A 21,966-nucleotide genomic window follows, 5' to 3' on the forward strand; every position below is an offset into this window, starting at 1 on the left:
CCGGGCGGTGGGTGGCCGTCTCGGGAACGAACCCGGCCAGTTGCTCTTCGCACAGGGCGCCGAAGCCGGTCGCGTCCAGGAAGGAGGTGAGCACGTTCAGGCCGGCGTGGGAAACCAGCGACTGGCCGGTCGGGGCTGCCGGGAGGGACGGGAAAACACGGGTATCGTTAAGCATCGAAAAGGTGAGCCCTGTTCTGGTGGATAAAAAGGTGTGGTACCTCTATTTTCCCAGATCAGCTCACCTTTTCGACGTTAAAGGCACTTAATGACGCCCCGCTTCATGAAAAGGCCGGGCTAGGTGTTGGTCCGCAGGAACGGCAGCAACTGCTCCAGGATGGGTTGCGGCGGGAAGAGCGTGCCTCCGTGGGTGCGGCCCTCCAGCTCAACCAGCCGGGCGTTGGGCATCACCGAGGCCATGGTGCGCGAGTGCTCGATGCGCGGCCTGTCCCGGGTTCCGGTCATCAGCAGCGTCGGGGTGTCCAGCTGCGCCAGCAACAGCTCGCTCACCGCGCTTCCTGCCTCGGTCGATTCGAAGTACGCCGCCAGCGCCAGCGCGTCGTTGGACGCGAAGGCCAGGCGTGTTGCGGGGTCGAGCCTCCCGCCGTCGGCTTCCATGCCGGCGATGAAGGCGTCCATGTCGCCCGTCTTGAGCGCCTCGAGATAGCCGTCGAAGAAGAGCGTGCTGATGTGTTGGGCCTCGATGGCGTGGGTTCCGCCGAGCATCGTCAGCGAGCGCACCATCGACGGGTGCTTGGTGGCCAGCGAGAGGCCCACGCGCGAGCCGAAGGAATATCCCACGATGTGGATCGACTTGTGGCCGGTGGCCGCCAGCACCGCCTTGACGTCCGCCAGGACCAGGTCCATGTTGTAGGCGGCCGGATCGTGCGGCTTGCCCGAGCGCCCATGCCCGCGCAGGTCCATGCGGATCGTGTCGAACTCCGACTCCAGGGCCCTCACGTAGCCCAGGCCGCGCCAGATGGAACGGGAGAGAGCCGAACCGTGCAGCAGCAGGACCGGTGGGGCCCCTGTGTCGCTGGCGTCGAAGTAGATAGTCTGGGCATCAATCGGGTTCACTGCATGGGGCATGTGAATGAGCCTATGGCACCGAACCGGCATTTTCCCAAGCGCTAAGGATGCAGCAATGAATGACGATCTGACTCCCGTGATCATTGACGGGGCGCGCACGCCCTTTGGGAGGTTCCGCGGGGCCATCTCCTCGCTGCCGGCCACAGAGCTCGGCGCCCACGCCATCAAGGCGGCCCTGGAACGCAGCGGGGTGCCGGCCAGCGACATCAACCACGTCATCATGGGCCAGGTGATCCTGGCCGGCACCGGGCAGGGCCCGGCCCGCCAGGCCTCCTTGAAGGCCGGGATCGGCTGGGACGTGCCCACGGTGACCATCAACAAGCTCTGCCTCTCCGGGCTGACGGCGGTCATCGACGCCGCCCGGATGATCCGGGCCGGGGAAGCCGACTTCATCGTCGCCGCCGGCCAGGAGTCCATGTCCAACGCACCCCACTTGGTCCGCGGCATGCGCACGGGGCTGGCTATCGGGGACCGCGGCCTGGAGGACTCGCTGAACCACGATGCCCTGGCCGACCCGCTCACCGGCGAGCTCATGGGCTCGACCACCGAACGCGGCAACGCCAAGCTGGGGATCGGCAGGGCGGAGCAGGACGCGTACGCCGCGGCCTCGCACCAGCGCGCGGCCGCCGCCCGGGCGCACCTTGATGCGGAGATCGCCCCCATCTCCATCCCCCAGCGCCGCGGGGAGGATCTGGTTGTCTCCACCGACGAGGGCATCCGCCCCGAGACCACGGTGGAGAAACTGGCCGCATTGGGACCGGCATTTTCCCAGGAGCCGGGGGCAACCATCACGGCGGGTTCTTCCTCGCCGCTCTCCGACGGGGCAGCCGCGTTGGTCGTGGCGTCCAAGGGGGCGGCCCGCAGTGCGGGGCTGTCCTGGCTGTGCGAGATCGGGGCTCACGGACAAACCGCGGGGCCGGACGGGCAACTGCATTCCCAGCCCAGCACCTCGATCCTCGCGGCCTTGGAGAAGGAGGGGCTGAAGGCCGGGGACCTTGACGCAATCGAGATCAACGAGGCCTTCGCCTCGGTGGTGCTGCAATCGGCCAAGGACCTCGGCGTGGATCCGGCCAGGGTCAACACCGAGGGCGGGGCCATCGCGCTGGGCCACCCGGTGGGTGCCTCCGGCGCGCGACTGGTGTTGCACATGGCGATGGAGCTGGCGCGGCGCGGCGGCGGCACCGGGGTCGTCTCGCTGTGCGGCGGTGGCGGGCAGGGCGATGCGCTGGTGCTCCGGGCCTGAGTTCACACGTGGTTGCCGGGCCCCGTACAGCCTGTGCATAGATTGGAATCCTAGAGTAATAACTACCTCATGAAGGTGCGAGTGATGAGAGCACCGGTCGGATACACGGCAGATTCCCCCCTGGCCTTCCGACCGGTGCTCAACCATTTAAGCCCGGCGGTGCCCGGCGCGCGGCGCCGAGACGAGGCATGGCGCATCCCCTCGACAACGTCGGAACTTCGGACCAAACTGAAGATACCGGTCGCGCCGGTGAATCGGGCGACATGATCTACGGACCAAGGAGCACGCGTGATGAGTGAAAAACCAATCGGCGACGAAGAAGATGTCACGGCAGAAGAAGCTGCCGCAGAGCCGGAACATGTTGCCAGCGCCCACGACGAGGCGCTGGTCGAGGAATGGGAAGACGAGTCCTTCCCCGCCTCCGACCCCCCGTCGAATTACTGACTCTCGGCTGACTGACAACCAATCCTCAGCCCACACTCAGCTTGGCCTCTTAGGCTGAAGCTACCTTCTCAAGGTGCGAGTGATCAGAAGAACCGGTCGCGGCGGAGTTTCACCTCCTTAGCCGTCACGACCGGTTCTTCACTTTAAGAACGCCGGCACCGAAGGTGGGCCTCTCCCCGGGTCACAAAGCAGCGGATTTCGCTTCTCCCCAGCGTGCCGCGCCCGCCGTCGTGGACTATCGGCGCCTCGGGGGACAAGAATGGATGCGAATGACGCCCAGAAAGCGTCATGAGATTTTCCGTCCCACCAATTTCAGGAGAACACCACCACCATGGCCGAAGAACTCCGCTATGCCCCCGTCCCCGAAACCCACGCACCCTATGTGGCCGCCGCGGATCGCTACGAGGCCACCGGCTACCGGCGCGTCGGCAACTCCGGCTTGGTCCTTCCCCCGATTTCCCTGGGCCTGTGGTGGAACTTTGGCGACAACCGCCCCTTCGACACCCAGCGCGAGGTGTTGCGCCATGCCTTCGACCACGGCATCACGCACTTCGACCTGGCCAACAACTACGGCCCGCCCTACGGTTCCGCCGAGGAAAACTTCGGCCGCATGATGCGCGGCGATTTCAAGGCCTACCGCAACGAGCTGATCATCTCGTCGAAGGCCGGCTGGGACATGTGGCCGGGCCCCTACGGCAACCTGGGTTCGCGCAAGTACATCATGGCCTCGGCCGACGAGTCCCTCTCCCGCATGGGCCTTGACTACGTGGACATCTTCTACTCGCACCGCCCGGACCCAGACACCCCGATCGAGGAGACCATCGGCGCGCTGGACACCCTGGTCCGCCAGGGCAAGGCCCTCTACGTGGGCATTTCCTCTTACTCCCCCGAACGCACTGCGCAGGCCGCGCAGGCCGCCAAGGCCATGGGCACCCCGCTGGTCATTCACCAGCCCTCCTACTCGATGCTCAACCGCTGGGTGGAAGACGGGCTGCTGGACACCCTCAAGGAACACGGCATGGGCTCGATCGCCTTCACCCCGTTGGCCCAGGGTCTGCTGACCGGCAAGTACCTCAAGGACGAATCGGCCATCCCGTCCGGCGGACGGAACTCGCTGGCCGGGCACCTGACCGAGGAGAACCTGTCCAAGGCCCGCGACCTGTCCAAGGTCGCCGAGACGCGCGGCCAGTCCCTGGCCCAGCTGGCCATCGCCTGGCTGCTGCGCGAGGGCGGGGTGACCTCGGTGCTGCTCGGGGCGTCCTCGACCGCGCAGCTGGATGAGAACCTCGGAGCCCTGGGCAACACCGCATTCAGCCCCGCGGAGCTGGAACTGATCGACAGGATCGCCGCCGGCGATGCCGGAATCGACCACTGGCGCGCGGCGGCCACGAGCTAAGTAGCCGAAGCGCCCCGACCCGAAACCCTGCGGAGACGAATTCCGCAGGGTTTCTCGTCGTTAACAACTAATACCGCAGATGGACAATTCGCTGACGGCGGATATCACCACTGATCCCGCGTGACCGGCTTCACAAATCGCAGTTTTCGCGACATGATGTAACCGTACGTGGCGCGCAACGCAGATTTTCGCCGCCCAGTGACTACCAGAAGGAGCATGGCCGTGACCGCCAACGCCCAGACGACGCCAACCGCCACCGGATATCGAGTCCTCAACCCCGCCACCGGCGAAGTTCTCGAGGAATTCGCCACCGCGACGGACGCCGAGGTCCAGGACGCCATTGCCGCGGCCGAAGCCGGCTACCAGGGGTGGAAGGACGTCGACATCAACGAACGCGCCAAGATCGTCTCCCGCGTCGGCGAGCTCTTCGCCGAACGCGCCGACGAGCTTGCCGCGATCATCACCCGGGAAATGGGCAAGCCCCTGTCCGAGTCCAAGGGCGAGGCCGAGTTCTGCAAGGACATCTTCGAGTACTTCGCCACCGAGGGCCCGACGCTGGCCGCGGACACGGAGATCAAGACCATCGGCGGCGGCAAGGCCATCATCCAGCGCCTGCCCGTCGGCCCGCTGCTGGGCATCATGCCGTGGAACTACCCGTACTACCAGGTCGCCCGCTTCGTGGCCCCGAACCTGATGCTCGGCAACACCATCGTGCTCAAGCACGCCGAAACCTGCCCGCGTTCGGCCCTGGCCATCGCGCAGATCATGGACGATGCAGGGGTCCCGGCAGGCGTCTACAACAACGTCTTCGCCTCGCACGAGCAGATCTCCACCATCATCGAGGATCCGCGCATCCAGGGCGTCTCGCTGACCGGTTCCGAGCGCGCCGGCGCGATCATCGGCGAGCAGGCCGGACGCAACCTGAAGAAGGCAGTGCTGGAACTGGGCGGTTCGGACCCGTACGTCATCCTCGACTCGGCGGACATCGCCGGGGACGCGGCCACCGCGTGGGCCACCCGCATGGAAAACACCGGCCAGGCCTGCAACTCCAACAAGCGCATGATCGTCATGGAGGACATCTTCGATGACTTCGTCGGCGAACTGACCAAGCTTGCCGTCGACCTGGTTCCGGGCGACCCGGCCAAGGAGGAGGAAGGCACCTTCGGTCCGCTCTCCACCCGTGGCGCCGCCGAGGGCGTGGCCGCACAGGTCCAGGACGCCATCGACAAGGGTGCAACGCTGCACGCCGGCGGCGTGCTGCACGAGGGCCCGGGTGCCTACCTGGCTCCGACGATCCTCTCCGGGATCACCAAGGGCATGCGTGCCTACTACGAGGAGCTCTTCGGCCCGGTGGCGATTGTCTACAAGGTGTCCTCCGACGAGGAGGCCCTGGAATTGGCCAACGACACCCAGTACGGCTTGGGCGGCGCGGTGTTCTCCACCGATCCGGCCCGTGCCGCGAAGGTTGCCGCTGGCCTTCAGGTCGGCATGGCCAACGTGAATGCCCCGAGCGCCGAAGGAGCGGAAATGCCCTTCGGCGGCGTGAAGCGCTCCGGTTTCGGCCGTGAGCTGGGCCCGCTGGGCATGGAGGAGTTTGTCAACAAGCGCCTCTTCTACGTGGCCGACTAACCACACGCACCACCGTGACATGAAGCGAGGCTTCGTGCGATCCCCGGATAGGGGTTCGCACGAAGCCTCGCTTTTTCTGCAGCACGCCCGTTAAGGCATGCGTTCCAGCGTGCCGATCCGCTGGCCCTGCGCGTCCATGATTTCAAGCGTGTCGGCCCCGAGCGTGGCACCGGCGGCATGCGAAAGCCAGGTGTCGACTCCCTCGCAGAACATCCTGGTTCCTCCCAAGGGGCCGAAGGTGATGTCCGTGCCGGATGCCTCGTAGCTGCCCAGCAAGCGGTTGCAGCCGTCGGTGCCGTGCAGTTTCCCGCCGGCTTCGAGCACCAGGCTCGGCTGCCCGGGCCCATCGGATCCCCAATTGCCCTCCGGCCCGGGCGCCACCGTCGAGGAGGAAGCGCAGGAGGACTGCAGCAGGACCGCCCCCAGCAAGCCGAGTGCGGACATCTGCTTCGTCTTCACTCACTTCCCTACGTAGTCGAAGTGCCAGGCTTCGGCATAGGGCGAGCCCTCTTCAAGGATCTTGCGGTGCACCCAGTTGAACTTCTTGGAGTTGGCCTTCAACCACTTGTGGTATTTACCGCGGAAGGAATAGTTGTAGGTCTCGGGCACGTCGATGGCGGTGCCCCAACCGTGGTTGGAGGTCCCGGGGCGCGCCGCGACATAGGGTCCGAGTTCGACCCAGTAGGCATCCTGGGTCGCGCGGGTCCGGTAGGCCAGGTCGATGTCGAGATTGTGGCCGAACTTCTTCTTGAAGGCGGTGTTGAGCCGGTTCAGGTCCTTCAGCGCGGGAGCGGCGATGAGGGTCTTTTCCTTGTCCCATCCGATGGCCACGAGCATCCGTTCCGGGATCTTGCCGTTTTTCTGTCCCAGCACCGTCTTGGCCGAATATTTTCCGGGCTTGGTGGTCGCCGTGGATTTGCGGGCCAGTTGGCTGGTCTTCATCCAGCCACTCATCCCCTGTGTTCGGACGAAGATCCACCCCTTGACCGAGCCTGCGGTTTTTTCCATCTTCTTGTCGCGGTACACCACCGAGTTGCGTGGGATGTCACCGATGCGGATCTTGCCCTTCACGCTCTCATGGAGGTCGCTTCCGGAGACCTTGGTCCAATAACGGTCGGTCAGGCCGGCACGGTTGGAGGTGTATTTCTTGTCGATGTAGATCTCACGACCGGGCTTCTTCGCAACAACCTTCAGGTATTTGCTTTGCACCCATCCGGTTTTTCCCCGGCTGGTGATCTGGCTGAATCCCGCCGAGACCTTCTCGACCGTGTAGATGCCGGCCTTGGGCACCGTGGCCAAGGCCTTCGAGGTGGTATTCGCTTGCCGCCGCAGTTTCAGCGCGACGGTGCTCTTGCCAAGGTCCCCGCGCTTGATGGCCTTGGAGGTATTCTTGGGCACCGCACGCAAATAGGCACTCGAGGCCCAACCCGTTTTCCCGGCGTACCGGACCTGGCTCCACCCCGGCTTCGTCGAACCCACGCTCAGCTTGGTGCCCTTGGGAATGAGCGCCAGCTTCTTGCCCGAGGTGGAGGGCTTCGAACGCAGGTTCAGGTTTGCCGTCGCTTGGACGCTCTTCACGGCGGCCGCACCGATCTTGCCCGTGTGCTGCGAAACAAGGTGGGCCGCGGCAACCTGCGCGACCGAACCCTGCACGGATGCCGACGGAGCCTGCTGTGCCTGGGCCGGGCTCAGGGTGGCCAGCACAAGCGCTGCTCCCATGAACAATGCCGTAGAAACCCTGTTGGGAGGCCATCGGCCATCCCGTGTGTCTTTGCCCTGCATAGCTCCCCCACCATCCACTTTCACGCGACATACCTAACAAGGGGCGGTCGAAGCCCACTAGTGCATTATTAGACTAACCTTTTTGCTAAGAGGTTTTTCCGGCGCTTGCTCAGCACGTTCCGTGTCTGGAGTAAAGCCGTTGCCAATTGCGAGGAGTCACTGGATGTCAGCGAAACTACGTTTCAAGAGAAAGCCGCGCCCGATCCCGCCCGAGGAAGCCCCCATTGCGGCGGCCGTCGTGGCTCCACCCGCCCACAGCGTGTCCGGGATGTGGATCGATCCCTTGGGGCGCGTGGCCACGCGGTCGGTCCAGTTGCTGGTGGTACTGGTGTTGGCCTCGGCCGTGGTCTTCAGTCTCCTGCGCCTGAGCGTGATCGCGCTGCCGATCCTGATCGCCTTGATCCTTTCCTGCGCGTTGTGGCCGCTGGTGCGCCTGCTGCGCAAGGTCATGTCGGCCATGCTGGCGGCATGGTCGGTGTTCCTGGGTTCGTTGCTGGTGCTCGGCGGCATCGGGACCGCGCTGGTCTATTCGGTGCTTGCCGAATGGTCCACGCTGGTGGACAAGGGTGTGGAGGGCTTCAACAAGCTCCAGGAAATGCTGAATCAGCTGCCCTGGAGCATATCCAACGAGCAAATCGACCAGGCAGTCAGCCAGGTCACCGGTTTCCTGACCAGCTCCCAATTTGGTGCCGGGGCACTGAACGGGCTTTCCGCCGCGGGCAACTTCTTCACCGGCTTGGCCTTGCTGCTGGTGATCCTGTTTTTCTTCTTGAAGGACGGCGACAAGATCTGGGCTTTCTTCCTCTCCTGGATGCCGGACCACCAGATGCACCGCTGGCTTTCCACTGGTGGACGCACCGTTGAAACCCTCGGCGGTTACATGCGCGGCACCGCCACCGTGGCGGCGGTGGATGCGATTGGCATCACCGTGGTCTTGCTCGTGTTGCGGGTCCCGCTGGCCATCCCGCTGGGCGTCGTGGTGTTCATGAGCTCCTTCATCCCGTTGGTGGGTGCCACCTTTGCCGGGATCCTGGCGACCTTGATTGCCCTGGTGACCAATGGCCCGGTGGTTGCCCTGATTGTCCTGGGTGCGGTGATCGTGGTGAACCAGCTGGAAGGAAACTTCCTGCAGCCCGTGGTCATGGCCCACGCCCTGAACCTGCACGCGCTGGTGATCTTGCTGTCGCTGGCCGCCGGCACGGTGCTCGGTGGATTGGTGGGTGCGGTATTGGCCGTTCCGCTCACGGCCGTTGCCTGGGCAATCGTGAAGATCTGGTCCGGCCGTGATCTTCCGGGATTGGATCCCGGTGCCGATTCCAAGAAGGACGAAGCCGCGCAGGAGCCCACCGAGGAGCAGGTCCTGGCCCATGCCGAGGTCGGTGCGGCCGAGCGGGCCCAGGATGTCGATGCCGAACGCGAGACCGGATCCCCGTCCCCGGATCTGCGCCCCAAGCGTTCCTGACCGCGAGCTTCCCAAGATATTACGGGCCGTGGAACCAACCTTTTGGTTGGTTCCACGGCCCGTTTCACGTCGGGGCGCCGCCCCGAAATGCAATGTAGTTAGCGCAGGTACTTCGAGCTGACCCAGCCGGTCTTCCCCGCATAGCTGGTTTGCGTCCAGCTGCTGCGCGTGGCCTTGACCGTGACCTTCTTGCCCTTGGGAATCACGAGCAAGGATCGTGTCGACGTGCTCGTTCCGGTGCGCAGGTTAAGCCGGGCGGTGGTCGTCTTCACCTTGGCCGGAGCCTTGTACACGGCAAGTTGCTTCGCCGGAACCCACCCGGTCTTCCCCGCGTAGCGCACGCGCAACCAGGACCCGCTTTTGGCATCCACGACAACCTGTTTCTTCGCCGCAATGCCCACCACCGATGCCGACTTCGCATCCGCCGACTTGCGGGCCACGACCTTCGACTTGGTTTGGTACGTGGTCTTCTTTACCGACTGTATTGCCGGGGGCTTCGGCTTGGCCGGGGCCTTGTAGAGGGCGAGCTGGTTCGCCGGAACCCAGCCGGTCTTCGCCGCGTAGCGAACGCGCAACCACGACCCGCTCTTGGCATCCACGACAACCTGTTTCTTCGCCGCAATGCCCACCACCGAAGCCGACTTCGCATCCGCCGACTTGCGCGCCACGACCTTCGATTTGGTGACGTAGGTGGTCTTCTTCACCGACTGGATTACGGGGGGCTTCGGCTTCGCCGACGGCTTGGGTTTGGCCGGGGCCGCACCGGCCTTGACCACTCGCAGGTAGCGGTTGCTGACCCAGCCGGTGGAGCTCCCGGCCTTGACTTGGCTCCAGGTGCCTTGGCGCGTGAGTTCGATGACGTCTGTGCCGTCGCGCAAGACCTTGACGATCCTGGTGTTGGTGCCGGGTCCGCTGCGCATGTTCAGGTTGGCGGTGGCCTCATGGGTCGGCTTGGTCGGCGTGGGCTTGGCGACCGGCGGCTTCGACGCCTGGGGCGTGATGGAACCGATCTTCTTCAGGTCCGCCGAGCTGATCCAGCCCGAGTTCTTCCCGGCCTGGACGTGGGACCAGGTGCCCCGTACCTGCCGCAGGGCAACCTTGGAGCCGCGGCCCAGTGCCTGGGTTTCCTTGTAGGTCGTTCCGGCTCCGGAACGCAACTTCAGGTTGCGCAGGATCTCGTGCGTCGCGGGCAGCGCCGCTTGGTTGACGGTGGCGACCTTGCGCGTCAGGCCCGCCGAGACCCAGCCCTCGGTTCCCTTGTACTTCACCCGCAACCAGCCGGCGGAGCTCTCATAGGCCTCGAAGGTGGCGCCGGCCGGAATCATCAGGAGCTTCGCATACCAGGTGGCGGCCCCGGAACGCATGTTCAGGCCGCTGGGGTTGGTGTACTTGGCGAAGGGCACCCGGACGCCGTTGGTGACGGTGCCGGTGGGCGTCAGTGCCCACTCGGGCGCCGCGGCCATCGGGTTGGGCGTGACGGCAAAACGGTTCATCCAGCCGGTCGTGGAGCCGTACTTGACCTTGATGTAAGACCCGTTGAGCAACCCGTTGATGGCTCCGGGCTGGCTGGTGACCTTGGCGCTGCGTGACGGCCTGGCCAGGACCTTCGAGGTGTCGGAGGCCGAGGCAAAAAGATCCGCCTTGCCGCGCGCGAAATACGTGCAGGTCTTCTGCGACTCGGAGTAGCTGGCGGTGGCGTGGGAACCGAGGTCTAGCCCGCGGGCTTTGAGGAACGCCGCAGGATTGCGCACGTTTCCGTCCTTGGAGTAGAAGCGGTCTTTCCAGATCTCCAGGTGCAGGTGCGGGCCCGTCGAGGGACCCGAGGAGCCCACCAGCGCGATCTTCTGCCCGGACTTGACCTTTTGGCCCTCCCGGACCAGGACGTCGTTGGGCCACATGTGCATGTAGGCCGACTCGTAGGTCGTCCCGTCGAACCGGTGGGTGACAATCACCTGGCCCGAGGTCGACCCGGTGCCCCGGACGATCTTGCGCACGGTGCCGTCGGCCACCGCATAGATCGGGGAGTTGTCCTTGGTGCCCATGTCCTGGCCCAGGTGGTGGGTCGATCCGCCCACCACCGGCATGCATCTCGGCCCCATGGGCGAGGTCATCCGGTAGGTTTCCGGGACGAGCGGAAGGGAGAATCCCCCGGCGCGCACAGGACTGGTCTTTGGAACCTCGGTGCGCATCTGCGAGGTGGCGGGCAGAGCCGTAAACACCAGTCCCGCCGCCAACACCCCCGAGAAAAGCGCGCGAAGGGATTTCGGTAGGGCCATTGTCAGTGGTCTTCCTCTAAGGGGCGTGTCGCCCCTCAGGGGAGCAACGAGATGTGCGAGTGGTCGGGAGCATCACCCAAACATCGCCCCCCAAGTCACTACCTTATGCAAAATCCGTCCCCCATGGGGGAAAACGGCAATCATGATTTCGCGTGTCAGCCCAAGTGGGTACTGTGGACCCAGCCTTCAAGCCGTCCGGCACGGACCTTGGTCCATTGTCCCCGGCTGGCCAGGACCTCGACCTGTTGGCCGGCCCCGAGCTGCGCCACGGCGCGGTAGTTGGCGGATGCTCCCTGGTACAGGGTGGTCTCCGCGATCGTGACGGGTGTCGTCGAGGCCAGGTAGCGCAATTGCAGTTGACTGGCCGGCACCCACCCGGCGTCCTGGTCCAGCATGATCCTGCACCACGGACCCAACTTCCCGTTGACCCGCACCAGGGTCCCCGCCTGCATGATGCGCATGACCGGGAAATGATCCCCGGCGTCCTTGCGGACATTCAGGCGCACCGTGGTGGTGTACTCGGTCGGTGCCATGGGCTGGATGCCCGTAGCCGGGCGACGCACATTGATGCGGGCAAGGTAGGCGCTGGGAACCCAGCCGATGTCCTTGCCGGTGGAAACCTTGGCCCATGTGCCCAGCTCCTCCAGCTTGCGGACCTGGAGGTTTGCAGCCAGCACGCGCAGCACCGGGTAGTTGGTTCCCGAGCCCTTGCGCAGGTTCAGGTCCGCCGTGCTGCGGTGCGTGGGAACGAATTCCTCGTCGGGGACTTCCGGGGCACTGTCGGCCCCGCCGGCCGTGGCAGCCACCTGGCTGGCGACCGGGCGCACCGGGACCTGCGGGCGTTGCCTGGGTGCCTCGAGTCGCTCGAGGCATTGGGTCGGGAGCCAACCGAAGGTCTGGCCGTGCTGCACGCTGGCCCACAGGCCGCTGATGCGCAGCAGGTACACGGGGGTGTTTTCCGCGATCAGGTACTGGGTGGCATAGTGCCGGCCGGCACCCTTGCGCAGCTTGAGTTCGGCTGTCGTGCGGTGGGTCGGTCCGGGAACCTCCACCGGCACCGGTGCAGGATCCGTGCGTGCAAAGTCGAATTTCTTCATTCCGTCATCACCGCGCGACGGTGTTGCGGCACCGGGGACGGCCATGGCGAGGCATGCACGGACACGTGGAACACGTTTGGATGACCTCACTGGGAAAGCGGTTGACCGGAGACTGGCATGCGCGGCGGCAAATCATTGCACGGAGCGATATCCCACCCGGACCGTTGGCAACAACCTCGTGCCGGGATGCGGGCACTTGGACATGCCTACACCCCATGTTATTGCACAGACGGCCAAGGCCCCCAGTCTAGGTCCGGGGGCCTTGGTCACAACGAAGCTTCGGGGCACCCGGCGCCGCGGCGCGAGGGGTCCCGTGGGGGTCAAATCTGGCGGGCGGCCAGTTCGCTGTCGAGGCGCAGCAGTCCGTTGCCGTCGTTGTTGATCATCTTCACGCGGTCAAGGATCTCGCCAACGGTGGCTTCCTCTTCGACCTGCTCCTCGATGAACCAGTTCAGCAGCGGCACCGAGTCGATGTCGCCCTCGTTGTGCGCCAGGCGGTAGAGGTCGCGGATGGACTCGGAGACCTTCTTCTCGTGGTCCAGCGAGGCCTGGAAGGCACCGTCCACGGTGGAGACGCTCACGGCGGGTGCCGAGATGTCGCCGATGGCCGGGTGTGCGCCGCGGTCGGTCATGTGCGTGATGAACTTTTCCGCGTGCACAAGTTCCTCCGCGGCCTGGGCACGGAACCAGCCGGCAACGCCGGGCAGGCTCAGTACGTCCATTTCAATCGCCAGCTGGCGGTAGACGGTCGAGGCCGCAAGTTCCAGGGTGATTTGGTCGTTGAATGCGTCTGCAAGCTTTCCGTTAAGTTCCATGGCACACACGCTACCGATTCTTTTGTGCCTTGTCACCGAAGTATGGCCGTACTTACCTCACGGTAAATATGGCATGCCTCGGGCCAACGAAAGGGGTTACCAAGGTGATGCTCACCTTGGTCTGCGGGTCCTGGACGGCGAACCTGCCGGGTGCAATTCGCGCGCCGCGGCATTGGCCGCCTTCAGCGCGACGAAGACCGCGGCCATGGCCCAAGCCCATCCGGCAATCACCGCGATCCAGGCCGGTGCCGGACCGATCACCGATTCCAGCAATGCTGCGGGCAGCGCAGCGAGGCCAAGCAAGACCACGGGAAGCCGCATCCTGCGCAGCGGGGCCCCCGCGGCACGGTGGCCCGCGTCCCAGCATTCCTCGCAGTGCATGGTGGCGCTGGTGCGGATGCCCAAGGTCGGGTTGATGCCGCGTTTCCCGCCCTCGACCGTGCCGTTGATGGCGCGCACGGCCCATGCGAAGGCCACCGCCAGTGCAGCACAGAGCAGGACCGCAATCTGGTTTTCGCTCACGGGCGGGCAGCCCGATCGCCGCCGTGCATCTTGGCGAGCATGGTGTTCGCATCGCGCAGGCCCAGCAGCAGGCCGCCGACCATCACGAGCACCCCGATCATCAGTGAAGCGGGCTGGAGGTAGTCCGCGCCCGGGGCCAGCAGCGCGGCGACGCCGCCGGCCGCCATGACCGCCGCGGCAAGCCAGCAGCCGATGATGCCCTTCTGGGCGGCGGCGTGGTGTCCCAGCAGCCAGCATTCCTCGCAGTGCATCAGGGCGGGGGTGCGGATTCCCACCCATGCGTTGCGCTTGATCTGCCCCGTGGCAGCGGCCCTCATCATCCAGGCCAGTGCCGCCATGAGCAGCACCATGAACACCGTCATGATCAAATCGGTCATCCTCTCCCCGTCCATGGGTGTGGCTCGCTCCCTGTGCCTCGCCGACTTTTGCACTCAACGCTACGCCATGTGGGCGAAACCCGGTGTCCTTGGACCGTCGATAGGCAGTCGCCGGCGGTCCGCTATATGGAGGGCATCCAGCGCGGGGCTGGTGCGGTTGGCGGTCCCTAGCCGCTCAGCCCGGCGCGGCGCAGGGCCTCGGCCATGGCCGTGTTGCCTCCCGCAGGCTTGGCCTCGCGGGAAGCCGCCGGCTTGTTTCCGCGCGGAGCACCCTGGGCCCCGTGCGGGGTACGGGATTCGGCGCTGCGCGGACCGCGGGGCCCGCGCTCGGGCTTCTCGGCCTTGGCACCGGGCTCGTCGTCCAGGCGCAGGGTCAGGGAGATGCGCTTGCGCGCCGGATCCACCTCGAGCACCTTGACCTTCACGACCTGCCCGGAGGTGACGACCTCGCGCGGATCGGAAATGAACTTGTTGCTCATGGCCGAGACGTGCACCAGCCCGTCTTGGTGGACGCCCACGTCGACGAAGGCGCCGAAGGCGGCCACGTTGGAAACGGTGCCTTCCAGGATCATGCCGACCTGCAGGTCTCCGATCTTTTCCACCCCCTCCTTGAGGTTCGCGGTCTTGAAGTCGGGGCGCGGGTCCCGGGCCGGGCGCACCAGTTCGGAAATGACGTCCTTGACGGTGGGCAAGCCGAATTGCTCGGTGACAAATTCCCTGGCATCCAACGAGTCCACCGACTGGTTCTTGGCGGTGGCCGCGGCCAGCAGTGTCTCGGCCAGGCCGTAGGCCTCGGGGTGAACGGCCGAGGCATCCAGCGGCTGCTTGCCGCCGGTGATGCGCAGGAATCCGGCGCACTGTTCGAACGCCTTGGCGCCCAGGCGCGGGACCTTCAGCAGGGACTTGCGGGTGGCGAAGGGGCCGTTGGCGTTGCGGTGCTCGACGATGTTGCGGCTCAGCAGGGAGCCGACGCCGGCGACCCGGGCCAGCAGCGCCGGGGAAGCGGTGTTCACGTCCACGCCCACCGCGTTCACGCAGTCCTCGACCACCGCATCCAGTGAGCGGTCGAGCTTCGCCGGGGTCAAATCGTGCTGGTACTGGCCCACGCCGATGGACTTGGGTTCGATCTTCACCAGTTCGGCCAGCGGATCCTGCAGGCGTCGGGCAATCGAGACCGCCCCGCGGATTGACACGTCCAGCTCCGGCAGTTCCGCACTGGCCAGCGCGGAGGCCGAATACACCGAGGCGCCCGCCTCGGAGACGATGACCTTGGCGGGCTTGTTGGTCAGCTTGGCGATGACCTCGCCGGCCAGCTTGTCGGTTTCCCGGCTGGCGGTGCCGTTGCCCACGGCGATGAGCTCGGTGCCGTGCTTGGCGGCCAGGGCCACCAGCGTGTCAACGGCTTGGTTCCACTTGTTCGCCGGGGCATGCGGATAGATCGTGGCGATGTCCACGACCTTCCCGGTGGCATCCACGACGGCGACCTTCACCCCGGTGCGCAGCCCCGGGTCCAGGCCCAGCACCGCGCGGTTTCCGGCCGGGGCCGCGAGCAGCACGTCGCGCAGGTTCGCGGCGAAGACCTTCACGGATGCTTCCTCCGCGGCCTCGAAAAGCCGGGTGCGCAGGTCGGATTCGAGTCGGGCCAGCAGCCGGCCGCGCCAGGCCAGCCGCACGGTTTGGGCCAGCCATTTTCCGGCCGGTGCATCGGCTGCCGCGGTGATGCCCAGGGACTTGGCGACCGCAGCCTCGTAGGAAGCGCGCGCCTCGGCCAGCGCCGCGTCGTCGCGCGGGTCCGCCTCGGCAAGTTCCAGGTCCAGCACGCCCTCGCGTTCCCCGCGCAGCAGCGCCAGGATCCGGTGCGAGGGCTGGGTGGCCACGGGCTGGACGAAATCCTCGTAGTCGGAGAACTTGGCCGCGTCCGCAGCCGGGGCACCTGCCGCGGTCTTCGAGGCGATCTTGCCCCGGGACCACAAGCGCTCCCGCAGGTCGGAGACCAGCACCGCATCCTGGGAGGCCCGCTCGGTGAGGATGGCGCGGGCACCGGCGAGCGCCTCGGTGGCGGCGTTGATCTCGTGCTCCGGGTTCAGGAACGTTGCCCCCAGCGTCTCCGGATCCTGGGACGGATCCTTGATGAGCGAATCGGCTAGCGGTTCAAGGCCGGCCTCGCGGGCGATCTGGGCCTTGGTGCGCCGCTTGGACTTGTAGGGCAGGTAGAGGTCTTCGAGTTCCGCCTTGGTCGTTGCGGCCCCGATCGCGGATTCCAGCTCCTCGGTGAGCTTGCCGGCTTCCGCGATGGCCTTGAGGATTGCGGCCCGCCGTTCCTCGAGTTCGCGCAGGTAACGCAGTCGTTCCTCCAGCATGCGCAATTGCGCATCATCAAGGGTCCCGGTGGCTTCCTTGCGGTACCTGGCAATGAAGGGAACGGTGGATCCGCCATCGAGGAGCTCGATGGCGGCCCTGACTTGCCATGGGGCAACGGGTGCCCCGGCTGTGGAAAGTTCTGCGGCAATGGTCTGGATTATTCGGCTCTGGCTCACCCCTCCAGTTTGCCGCATCCATGCGGGCTGGCCCCAGCGCCGTCGCCGCGTGCCGTGGATGTTTCCCAAAGGCGCCCCGGCACCTCGTCTCCAAGACGACAAGGTGCCGGGGCCCACCAACCTCCACTGGTATGTGATGCTGGATGACATGGGGGTGTGCGTCGAGACCAACACCACCTTTCACCATCGGCACCCTTGAACCGAAAGCCAGAGCAGTCGTGAACACTTCCGAGCAAAAAACAGCCTCCATGCCCGCACCCACCAAGGCCGATCCGAAACTGCCAAGGCTGGCCGAGGTGCCGGCCTTCACGCAATGGATGTCCCAGGGATGGGCCGAGCCCGAACGCACCCCCGCCGCCACACCCGATGCCGCGGCCGCCGCAGCGGACCACCGCACCAGGCTTTCGGCCGCGCTGCCCGGGGTGGCCTTCGTGGTCGCTGCGGGATGGGCACCGGTGCGCAGCAACGACTGCTTCTACGACTACCGGCCGCACTCGGACTTCCTGTGGCTGACCAACTGCCATGCCGAGGGCGCGGTGCTGGTGGGCACCCCGCGAGCCGGCGGCCACGATTACCGACTCTTCGTCCCGGCCCCGGCACTGCCAGGGGACCCTGCGTTCTTCACCAGCGCCGCGCACGGCGAACTCTGGGTCGGTGCCGCCCACGGTCCCACCCACTGGGAAGCGGCCCTGGGCCTTCCAACCTCCCCGCTCGGTGCGCTGGACGAGGCGCTGGCCCGGCTTTCCGGCGCCGAGGCCGCCGGCAACCTTGGATCCTCCATGGTGGCGACGCATTCCCTGAAGCCGTCGGCGGTGCTTCGCCGCACACTGGCCGAGCTGCGGCTGCTGAAGGACGCATGGGAGATCACCGAGCTGCGCAACTCCGTCACCCACACCATCGAGGGCTTCTCCCAGGTCATCAACCAGATCCCCACCGCCATCGCCGGCGGCGGGGAACGCTGGTTGCAGGGCACCTTCGACCGGGTCGCCCGCCACCACGGACACGGCCCGGGCTATGCCACCATCGTGGGTTCCGCCCACCATGCACCGACGCTTCACTGGGTTCGCTGCGACGGACCGGTCGTCGAATCCGAGATGCTGCTGCTGGACATGGGAGTGGAGGAGAACAGCTTCTACACCGCGGATGTCACCCGCACCTTCCCGGCCAACGGCCGCTTCACCACCGCCCAGCGCGAGGTCCACGACCTGGTGGAAAAGGCGCACCGCGCCGGCCTGGCCCAGATCACCCCCGGCAAGGACTTCACCGCCTTCCACACCTCCATCATGGAGGTCATCGCCAACGGCCTGAGCGACTGGGACATGCTCCCGGTTTCCGTCGACGAGGCGCTCTCCCCTGCCGGCCAGCACCACCGCCGCTGGCTGGTCTGCGGGGTGGGCCACCACCTGGGCCTGGACGTGCACGACTGCTCCTCCGCTTCCTACGAGGAATACCAAGGTGCGGTGCTACAGGAAAACATGGTGCTCACCGTGGAACCCGGCCTCTATTTCCACCAGCACGACGAAATGGTCCCGCCGGAACTGCGCGGCATGGGCGTGCGCCTGGAGGACGACCTGTTGGTCACCGCCACCGGCCACGAGAACCTTTCGGACCCGCTGCCGATCGATGCCAACGGCATCGAAGCCTGGATGGCAGCACAGGCAGGGGCCAAGGCATGAGCCCCGCATCTGTCCTGACCGTCACCGATGCGCTGGTCTTTGACGGCGAAAATCCTGAGCTCGTCCGCGGCAACGTGACCTTCAAGGATGGACTTATCACGGCCATCGGCGCCCAGGAAGAAGGTGAGCTGCTCGACGCCGCCGGCAAGGTCCTGGTCCCCGGGCTCATCGATGCCCACTTCCACGCCTATGCAATCTCCCTTGACGGATTCCGCAACGAGCGCGGCCCGCTCTCCTTCGCGGCCCTGGCCGGGGCCAAGCGCCTGGGCGAGGCCCTGTCCCGCGGCTTCACCACCGTGCGTGACGTCGCAGGCGGGGACATCGGCCTGTCCAGCGCCATCAAAGCCGGGTTGCTGGACTCCCCGCGCTACTTCTACACCGGCCCGGCGCTGAGCCAGACCGGCGGGCACGGCGACCCGCGCGAGGCGGACGTGGATGTCTGCTTCGGCCACGGCCACATGTGCGAGGTCGTCGACGGGATCGAGCCGCTGCGCGTGGCCGTGCGCGAACGCCTGCGCACCGGCGCCCACGCCATCAAGATGATGGCCAGCGGCGGCGTGGTCTCGCTGACAGACCCGCTGGCCATCCCGCAGTACTCGGACGAGGAAATCGCCGTGGTGGTCGCCGAGGCAACCCGCCGGGGTTCCTACGTCGCGGCCCACGCCTACTCGCCAGCGGCCATTGCCCACTCGGTGCGCAACGGCGTGCGTTCGATCGAGCACGGCAACCTGCTCGATGCGCGCACCGCAGCGTTGATGGCCGAGCACGGTGCCTATCTGGTGCCCACGCTGGCCGCCTACGCGGCCATGGACCGCCGCGGGGACGAGGTCGGCCTGTCGGAGGTCTCCAAGGCCAAGAACCTGGAGGTCCTCACCGCCGGCGGCGAGGCCATCAAGCTTGCGCTGGCCGCCGGCATCCCGGTGGGCTTCGGCTCGGACCTGATGGGAGACCTTGCGGATGAGCAGCTCAACGGCTTGGCCCTGCAGATCGAGGCCGTGGGGGTCTTTGAGACGCTGCGCTCGGCCACGAGCGTGAACGCCGCGCTGCTGCAGGAACCGACACTTGGACGCCTGGCCCCGGGCATGGCCGGGGATGCGCTGCTGCTGGACGGAAATCCCTTCGAGGATGCCTCGGTGCTCTATGACGAGTCCCGGCCGCGCACGATCATCCAGGGCGGGCGCATGCATTCGGCTTCATGACCGGGGCGAACACCAGCAGTACGACCGGCACGGCGTCGCTGATTGGGGATTGGCTTGGGGCGGTGCTAGGTTGGCCGTAGGACTCGACACGGGGTGCCGCCTGGCGGCTGAGAGATAGACCCGTTGAACCTGATCTCGATAATCCGAGCGAAGGGATGCCGGTCCGGCATGACGCATGGTGGCGCCCCGCTTTTGGGTACCTCGTGGCAGTTCCATGGCATCCTTTCGCTCCAACGAAAGGTGCAAGAGAATGCTCATCAAGGACCAAATCGTACTTGTCACCGGTGCCGGCCGCGGCCTGGGCACCGACCTGGCCCGCGCCTTCGCCCGCGAGGGCGCACGGCTCGTGCTGAACTACCGCTCCAGTGAGGCCGGGGCCCAGGAACTGGCCGCAGAGTTCGGGGAGGATCGCGCGATTGCGATACGAGCCGACGTCTCGGAACCCGAACAGGTCGCCGAGCTGGTCGCCACTGCGCAGGAACACTTTGGCGCCCCTATCACCACGGTGATCAACAATGCCCTGCCGGACTTTTCCTTCAACGGCGATGCCCGCTCCAAGGCGGACGGGATCGGGTACACGGAATTCGGGGCGCAATTCACCGGCATCATCGGCGGAGCATTGAACACCATCCAGGCGACCTTGCCGGGCATGAAATCCGCAGGCTTCGGCAACATCGTCAACATCGGAACGAACCTCTTCCAGAACCCCGTGGTCCCGTACCACGACTACACCGCGGCCAAGGCGGCACTGCTGTCGCTGACCCGCACGTTCGCGTCGGACCTGGGCCCCGAGAACATCCGCGTCAACATGATCTCCGGAGGCCTGCTGCGCACCACCGATGCCTCGGCGGCCACCCCGGAGGAGGTCTTTGACCTGATTGCCGGTTCCACTCCCCTGCGCCGGGTCACCTCCCCGGCGGAGTTCGCCGATGCCGCCCTGCTCTTTGCCTCGCCCTGGTCGCGGGCGGTGACCGGGCAGAACCTGGTGGTCGACGGCGGCCTGGTGATGAATTAGGAGGAGGGCAAAACCATGGATTCGACACGCCAACTGCACCTGAACGCCTTCATCTACGGTGCCGGCCACCACACCATGGGGTGGCGCCACCCCGACTCCAGCGCCGACCGCGTCGGCGACATCGCCTACTACGAGGAACTGGCCCGGCTGGCCGAACGTGGTTGCCTGGATGCGGTGTTCTTTGCCGACGGGCAAAGCGTCAACCACGAGTACGCGGCGGGAATCCCCTGGTTCCTCGAACCGGTGACCGCGCTGAGCGCCATGGCGCGGGCCACCGAGCATATTGGTCTGGTCACCACGATCTCTGCGAGCTTCTACACCCCGTTCCATGTCGCCCGGCTGCTGGCGTCCCTCGACCACATCAGTGCGGGCCGCTCGGGCATCAACGTGGTGACCTCCATGTTCGACGCCGAGGCCCGCAACCACGGGATGGATGCCTTGCCGGGGCACGCACAACGCTACGAACGTGCCGAGGAGTTCATGGACGCGGTGCAGGGACTGTGGGATTCGTGGTCGGATTCGGCACTGGTGGTCGACCGTGAGGCCGGCCAATACCTCGATCCCTCCCAGATCCGCCCGATCAACCACCGCGGCAACCATTTCACGGTTGCCGGCCCGCTGACCGTCCCGCGGTGCCCGCAGGGGCGTCCGGTGCTTTTCCAGGCCGGATCCTCGGAGGCCGGGCGTTCCTTTGCCGCCCGGTACGCCGAAGCGATCTACTCGGTTTCCTGGGACCGGGAATCGGCCCTGGAATATGCCGCGGACATGCGGAGGCGGTTGGAACTTGTGGGGCGGGCCGGGAATTCGGTGCCTATCCTTCCCGGGCTGGTCACCTACATCGGGGCGAGCCGGGAGGAAGCCCGGGAAAAGAAGGCCGCTTTGGATTCCTACCTGGATCTCGACTCGGCCATCACCCAACTGAACATGTTCACGGGCCAGGACTACACCTCGCATCCTTTGGATGGGCCGGTGCCTGGGCTGCCGCCGGCCGAAGGGTTCTCCGGACCGCAGGGCCGCTACCTCACGGTGCAACGCATCATCGAAACGAAGCAGCCCACGCTTCGCGAGTTGCTGGGATTCCTGGCGGCCGGCGGCGGCCATGCCACCATGATCGGCACGCCCACCGAGGTCGCCGACGAAATCGAGGAGTGGTTCACCACAGGTGCCTGCGACGGCTTCAATCTCATGTGCCCCAGCTTCCCGGCGGGGCTAGATGACTTCGTGGCACTCGTGGTGCCGATCTTGCAGGCACGTGGCCTTTTCCGCACGTCATACCCGGGCAGGACCCTGCGCGAAACCCTGGGCCTGTCCAGGCCTGCACGTCTGGAGAACGTACCGGTTTCGGGCTGATCGCCCGTGCCCGCAGGTGGGAGGCCTCGGAGTTCCCGGCGTTCTCCCACCTTCGAGCCA

Annotated in this window: 18 protein-coding genes, 1 pseudogene and 1 riboswitch; of the genes and pseudogenes, 9 read left to right on the forward strand and 10 right to left on the reverse strand. The window is 66.0% G+C overall.

Annotated elements, in window-relative coordinates; all coding sequences use genetic code 11:
* Together BLJ79_RS23690 and BLJ79_RS06320 are read right to left on the reverse strand one after the other, a co-directional pair.
* Positions 1-175, reverse strand: a pseudogene (locus BLJ79_RS23690) (IS1380 family transposase); the annotation flags it as partial.
* A gap of 119 nt (positions 176-294) precedes the next feature.
* Entirely contained in the window at positions 295-1,086 is a 792-nt protein-coding gene (locus BLJ79_RS06320) for an alpha/beta fold hydrolase (protein WP_071213872.1), read from the reverse strand.
* Between the two features lie 55 nt (positions 1,087-1,141).
* On the opposite strand from BLJ79_RS06320, the gene BLJ79_RS06325 reads away from it, so the two are divergent.
* The 4 genes from BLJ79_RS06325 (at position 1,142) to BLJ79_RS06335 (ending at position 5,798) form a co-directional block, all read left to right on the forward strand.
* Positions 1,142-2,329 carry an acetyl-CoA C-acyltransferase gene (locus BLJ79_RS06325; protein WP_071213873.1) on the forward strand — a complete coding sequence of 396 codons (1,188 nt, stop codon included), beginning with the start codon at positions 1,142-1,144 and terminating at the stop codon, positions 2,327-2,329.
* Between the two features lie 291 nt (positions 2,330-2,620).
* The gene (locus tag BLJ79_RS23305) at positions 2,621-2,773 is read left to right on the forward strand and encodes a hypothetical protein (protein WP_175475408.1); all 153 of its coding nucleotides are present in this window, start codon (positions 2,621-2,623) and stop codon (positions 2,771-2,773) included.
* 331 nt (positions 2,774-3,104) lie between these two features.
* On the forward strand, positions 3,105-4,169 hold the full coding sequence (locus tag BLJ79_RS06330; RefSeq protein ID WP_071213874.1) for an aldo/keto reductase: 1,065 nt from the start codon (positions 3,105-3,107) through the stop codon (positions 4,167-4,169).
* A gap of 216 nt (positions 4,170-4,385) precedes the next feature.
* Positions 4,386-5,798: an NAD-dependent succinate-semialdehyde dehydrogenase gene (locus tag BLJ79_RS06335; protein WP_071213875.1), complete on the forward strand. Its 1,413-nt coding sequence runs from the start codon at positions 4,386-4,388 to the stop codon at positions 5,796-5,798.
* Between the two features lie 90 nt (positions 5,799-5,888).
* Here the strand turns inward: BLJ79_RS06335 and BLJ79_RS06340 are convergent, their stop codons facing one another.
* Both BLJ79_RS06340 and BLJ79_RS06345 read right to left on the reverse strand, forming a co-directional pair.
* Positions 5,889-6,257 carry an META domain-containing protein gene (locus BLJ79_RS06340; protein ID WP_286135290.1) on the reverse strand — a complete coding sequence of 123 codons (369 nt, stop codon included), beginning with the start codon at positions 6,255-6,257 and terminating at the stop codon, positions 5,889-5,891.
* A complete protein-coding gene (locus BLJ79_RS06345) occupies positions 6,258-7,517 on the reverse strand; it encodes an SH3 domain-containing protein (RefSeq protein ID WP_071213876.1) in 1,260 nt (419 codons plus the stop codon). It abuts the gene before it with no gap.
* A gap of 226 nt (positions 7,518-7,743) precedes the next feature.
* Between BLJ79_RS06345 and BLJ79_RS06350 the strand changes: the two genes are divergently transcribed.
* Positions 7,744-9,042: an AI-2E family transporter gene (locus tag BLJ79_RS06350; RefSeq protein ID WP_071213877.1), complete on the forward strand. Its 1,299-nt coding sequence runs from the start codon at positions 7,744-7,746 to the stop codon at positions 9,040-9,042.
* Positions 9,043-9,140: 98 nt separating this feature from the next.
* Here BLJ79_RS06350 and BLJ79_RS06355 read toward each other — a convergent pair whose 3' ends face one another.
* The 6 genes from BLJ79_RS06355 to BLJ79_RS06380 all read right to left on the reverse strand — a co-directional run bounded on the left by BLJ79_RS06355 (position 9,141) and on the right by BLJ79_RS06380 (position 16,684).
* On the reverse strand, positions 9,141-11,318 hold the full coding sequence (locus BLJ79_RS06355; protein ID WP_071213878.1) for an SH3 domain-containing protein: 2,178 nt from the start codon (positions 11,316-11,318) through the stop codon (positions 9,141-9,143).
* A gap of 155 nt (positions 11,319-11,473) precedes the next feature.
* Entirely contained in the window at positions 11,474-12,415 is a 942-nt protein-coding gene (locus BLJ79_RS06360; protein ID WP_071213879.1) for an SH3 domain-containing protein, read from the reverse strand.
* 320 nt (positions 12,416-12,735) lie between these two features.
* On the reverse strand, positions 12,736-13,230 hold the full coding sequence (locus BLJ79_RS06365; protein WP_071213880.1) for a ferritin: 495 nt from the start codon (positions 13,228-13,230) through the stop codon (positions 12,736-12,738).
* A 111-nt stretch (positions 13,231-13,341) separates the two neighbouring features.
* A complete protein-coding gene (locus BLJ79_RS06370; protein ID WP_071213881.1) occupies positions 13,342-13,752 on the reverse strand; it encodes an SdpI family protein in 411 nt (136 codons plus the stop codon).
* Positions 13,749-14,129: an SdpI family protein gene (locus BLJ79_RS06375; protein ID WP_071213882.1), complete on the reverse strand. Its 381-nt coding sequence runs from the start codon at positions 14,127-14,129 to the stop codon at positions 13,749-13,751. Before BLJ79_RS06375 ends, BLJ79_RS06370 begins: the two co-directional genes overlap by 4 nt.
* Before the next feature lie 167 nt (positions 14,130-14,296).
* A complete protein-coding gene (locus BLJ79_RS06380; RefSeq protein WP_071213883.1) occupies positions 14,297-16,684 on the reverse strand; it encodes a Tex family protein in 2,388 nt (795 codons plus the stop codon).
* A 230-nt stretch (positions 16,685-16,914) separates the two neighbouring features.
* On the opposite strand from BLJ79_RS06380, the gene BLJ79_RS06385 reads away from it, so the two are divergent.
* From BLJ79_RS06385 to BLJ79_RS06400, 4 genes are all read left to right on the forward strand, one after another.
* The gene (locus BLJ79_RS06385) at positions 16,915-18,342 is read left to right on the forward strand and encodes an aminopeptidase P family protein (protein ID WP_071214467.1); all 1,428 of its coding nucleotides are present in this window, start codon (positions 16,915-16,917) and stop codon (positions 18,340-18,342) included.
* The gene (locus BLJ79_RS06390) at positions 18,339-19,541 is read left to right on the forward strand and encodes a metal-dependent hydrolase family protein (RefSeq protein ID WP_071213884.1); all 1,203 of its coding nucleotides are present in this window, start codon (positions 18,339-18,341) and stop codon (positions 19,539-19,541) included. Before BLJ79_RS06385 ends, BLJ79_RS06390 begins: the two co-directional genes overlap by 4 nt.
* Positions 19,542-19,620: 79 nt before the next feature.
* Positions 19,621-19,714, forward strand: a riboswitch (TPP riboswitch).
* A gap of 77 nt (positions 19,715-19,791) precedes the next feature.
* Positions 19,792-20,556: a 3-oxoacyl-ACP reductase gene (locus BLJ79_RS06395; RefSeq protein WP_071213885.1), complete on the forward strand. Its 765-nt coding sequence runs from the start codon at positions 19,792-19,794 to the stop codon at positions 20,554-20,556.
* A gap of 15 nt (positions 20,557-20,571) precedes the next feature.
* Complete coding sequence (locus BLJ79_RS06400) at positions 20,572-21,906, forward strand: LLM class flavin-dependent oxidoreductase (RefSeq protein WP_071213886.1); 1,335 nt, start codon at positions 20,572-20,574, stop codon at positions 21,904-21,906.
* Positions 21,907-21,966: the final 60 nt, after the last annotated feature.

The organism is Arthrobacter sp. UCD-GKA (genome assembly GCF_001863355.1).
Classification (GTDB): domain Bacteria; phylum Actinomycetota; class Actinomycetes; order Actinomycetales; family Micrococcaceae; genus Paeniglutamicibacter.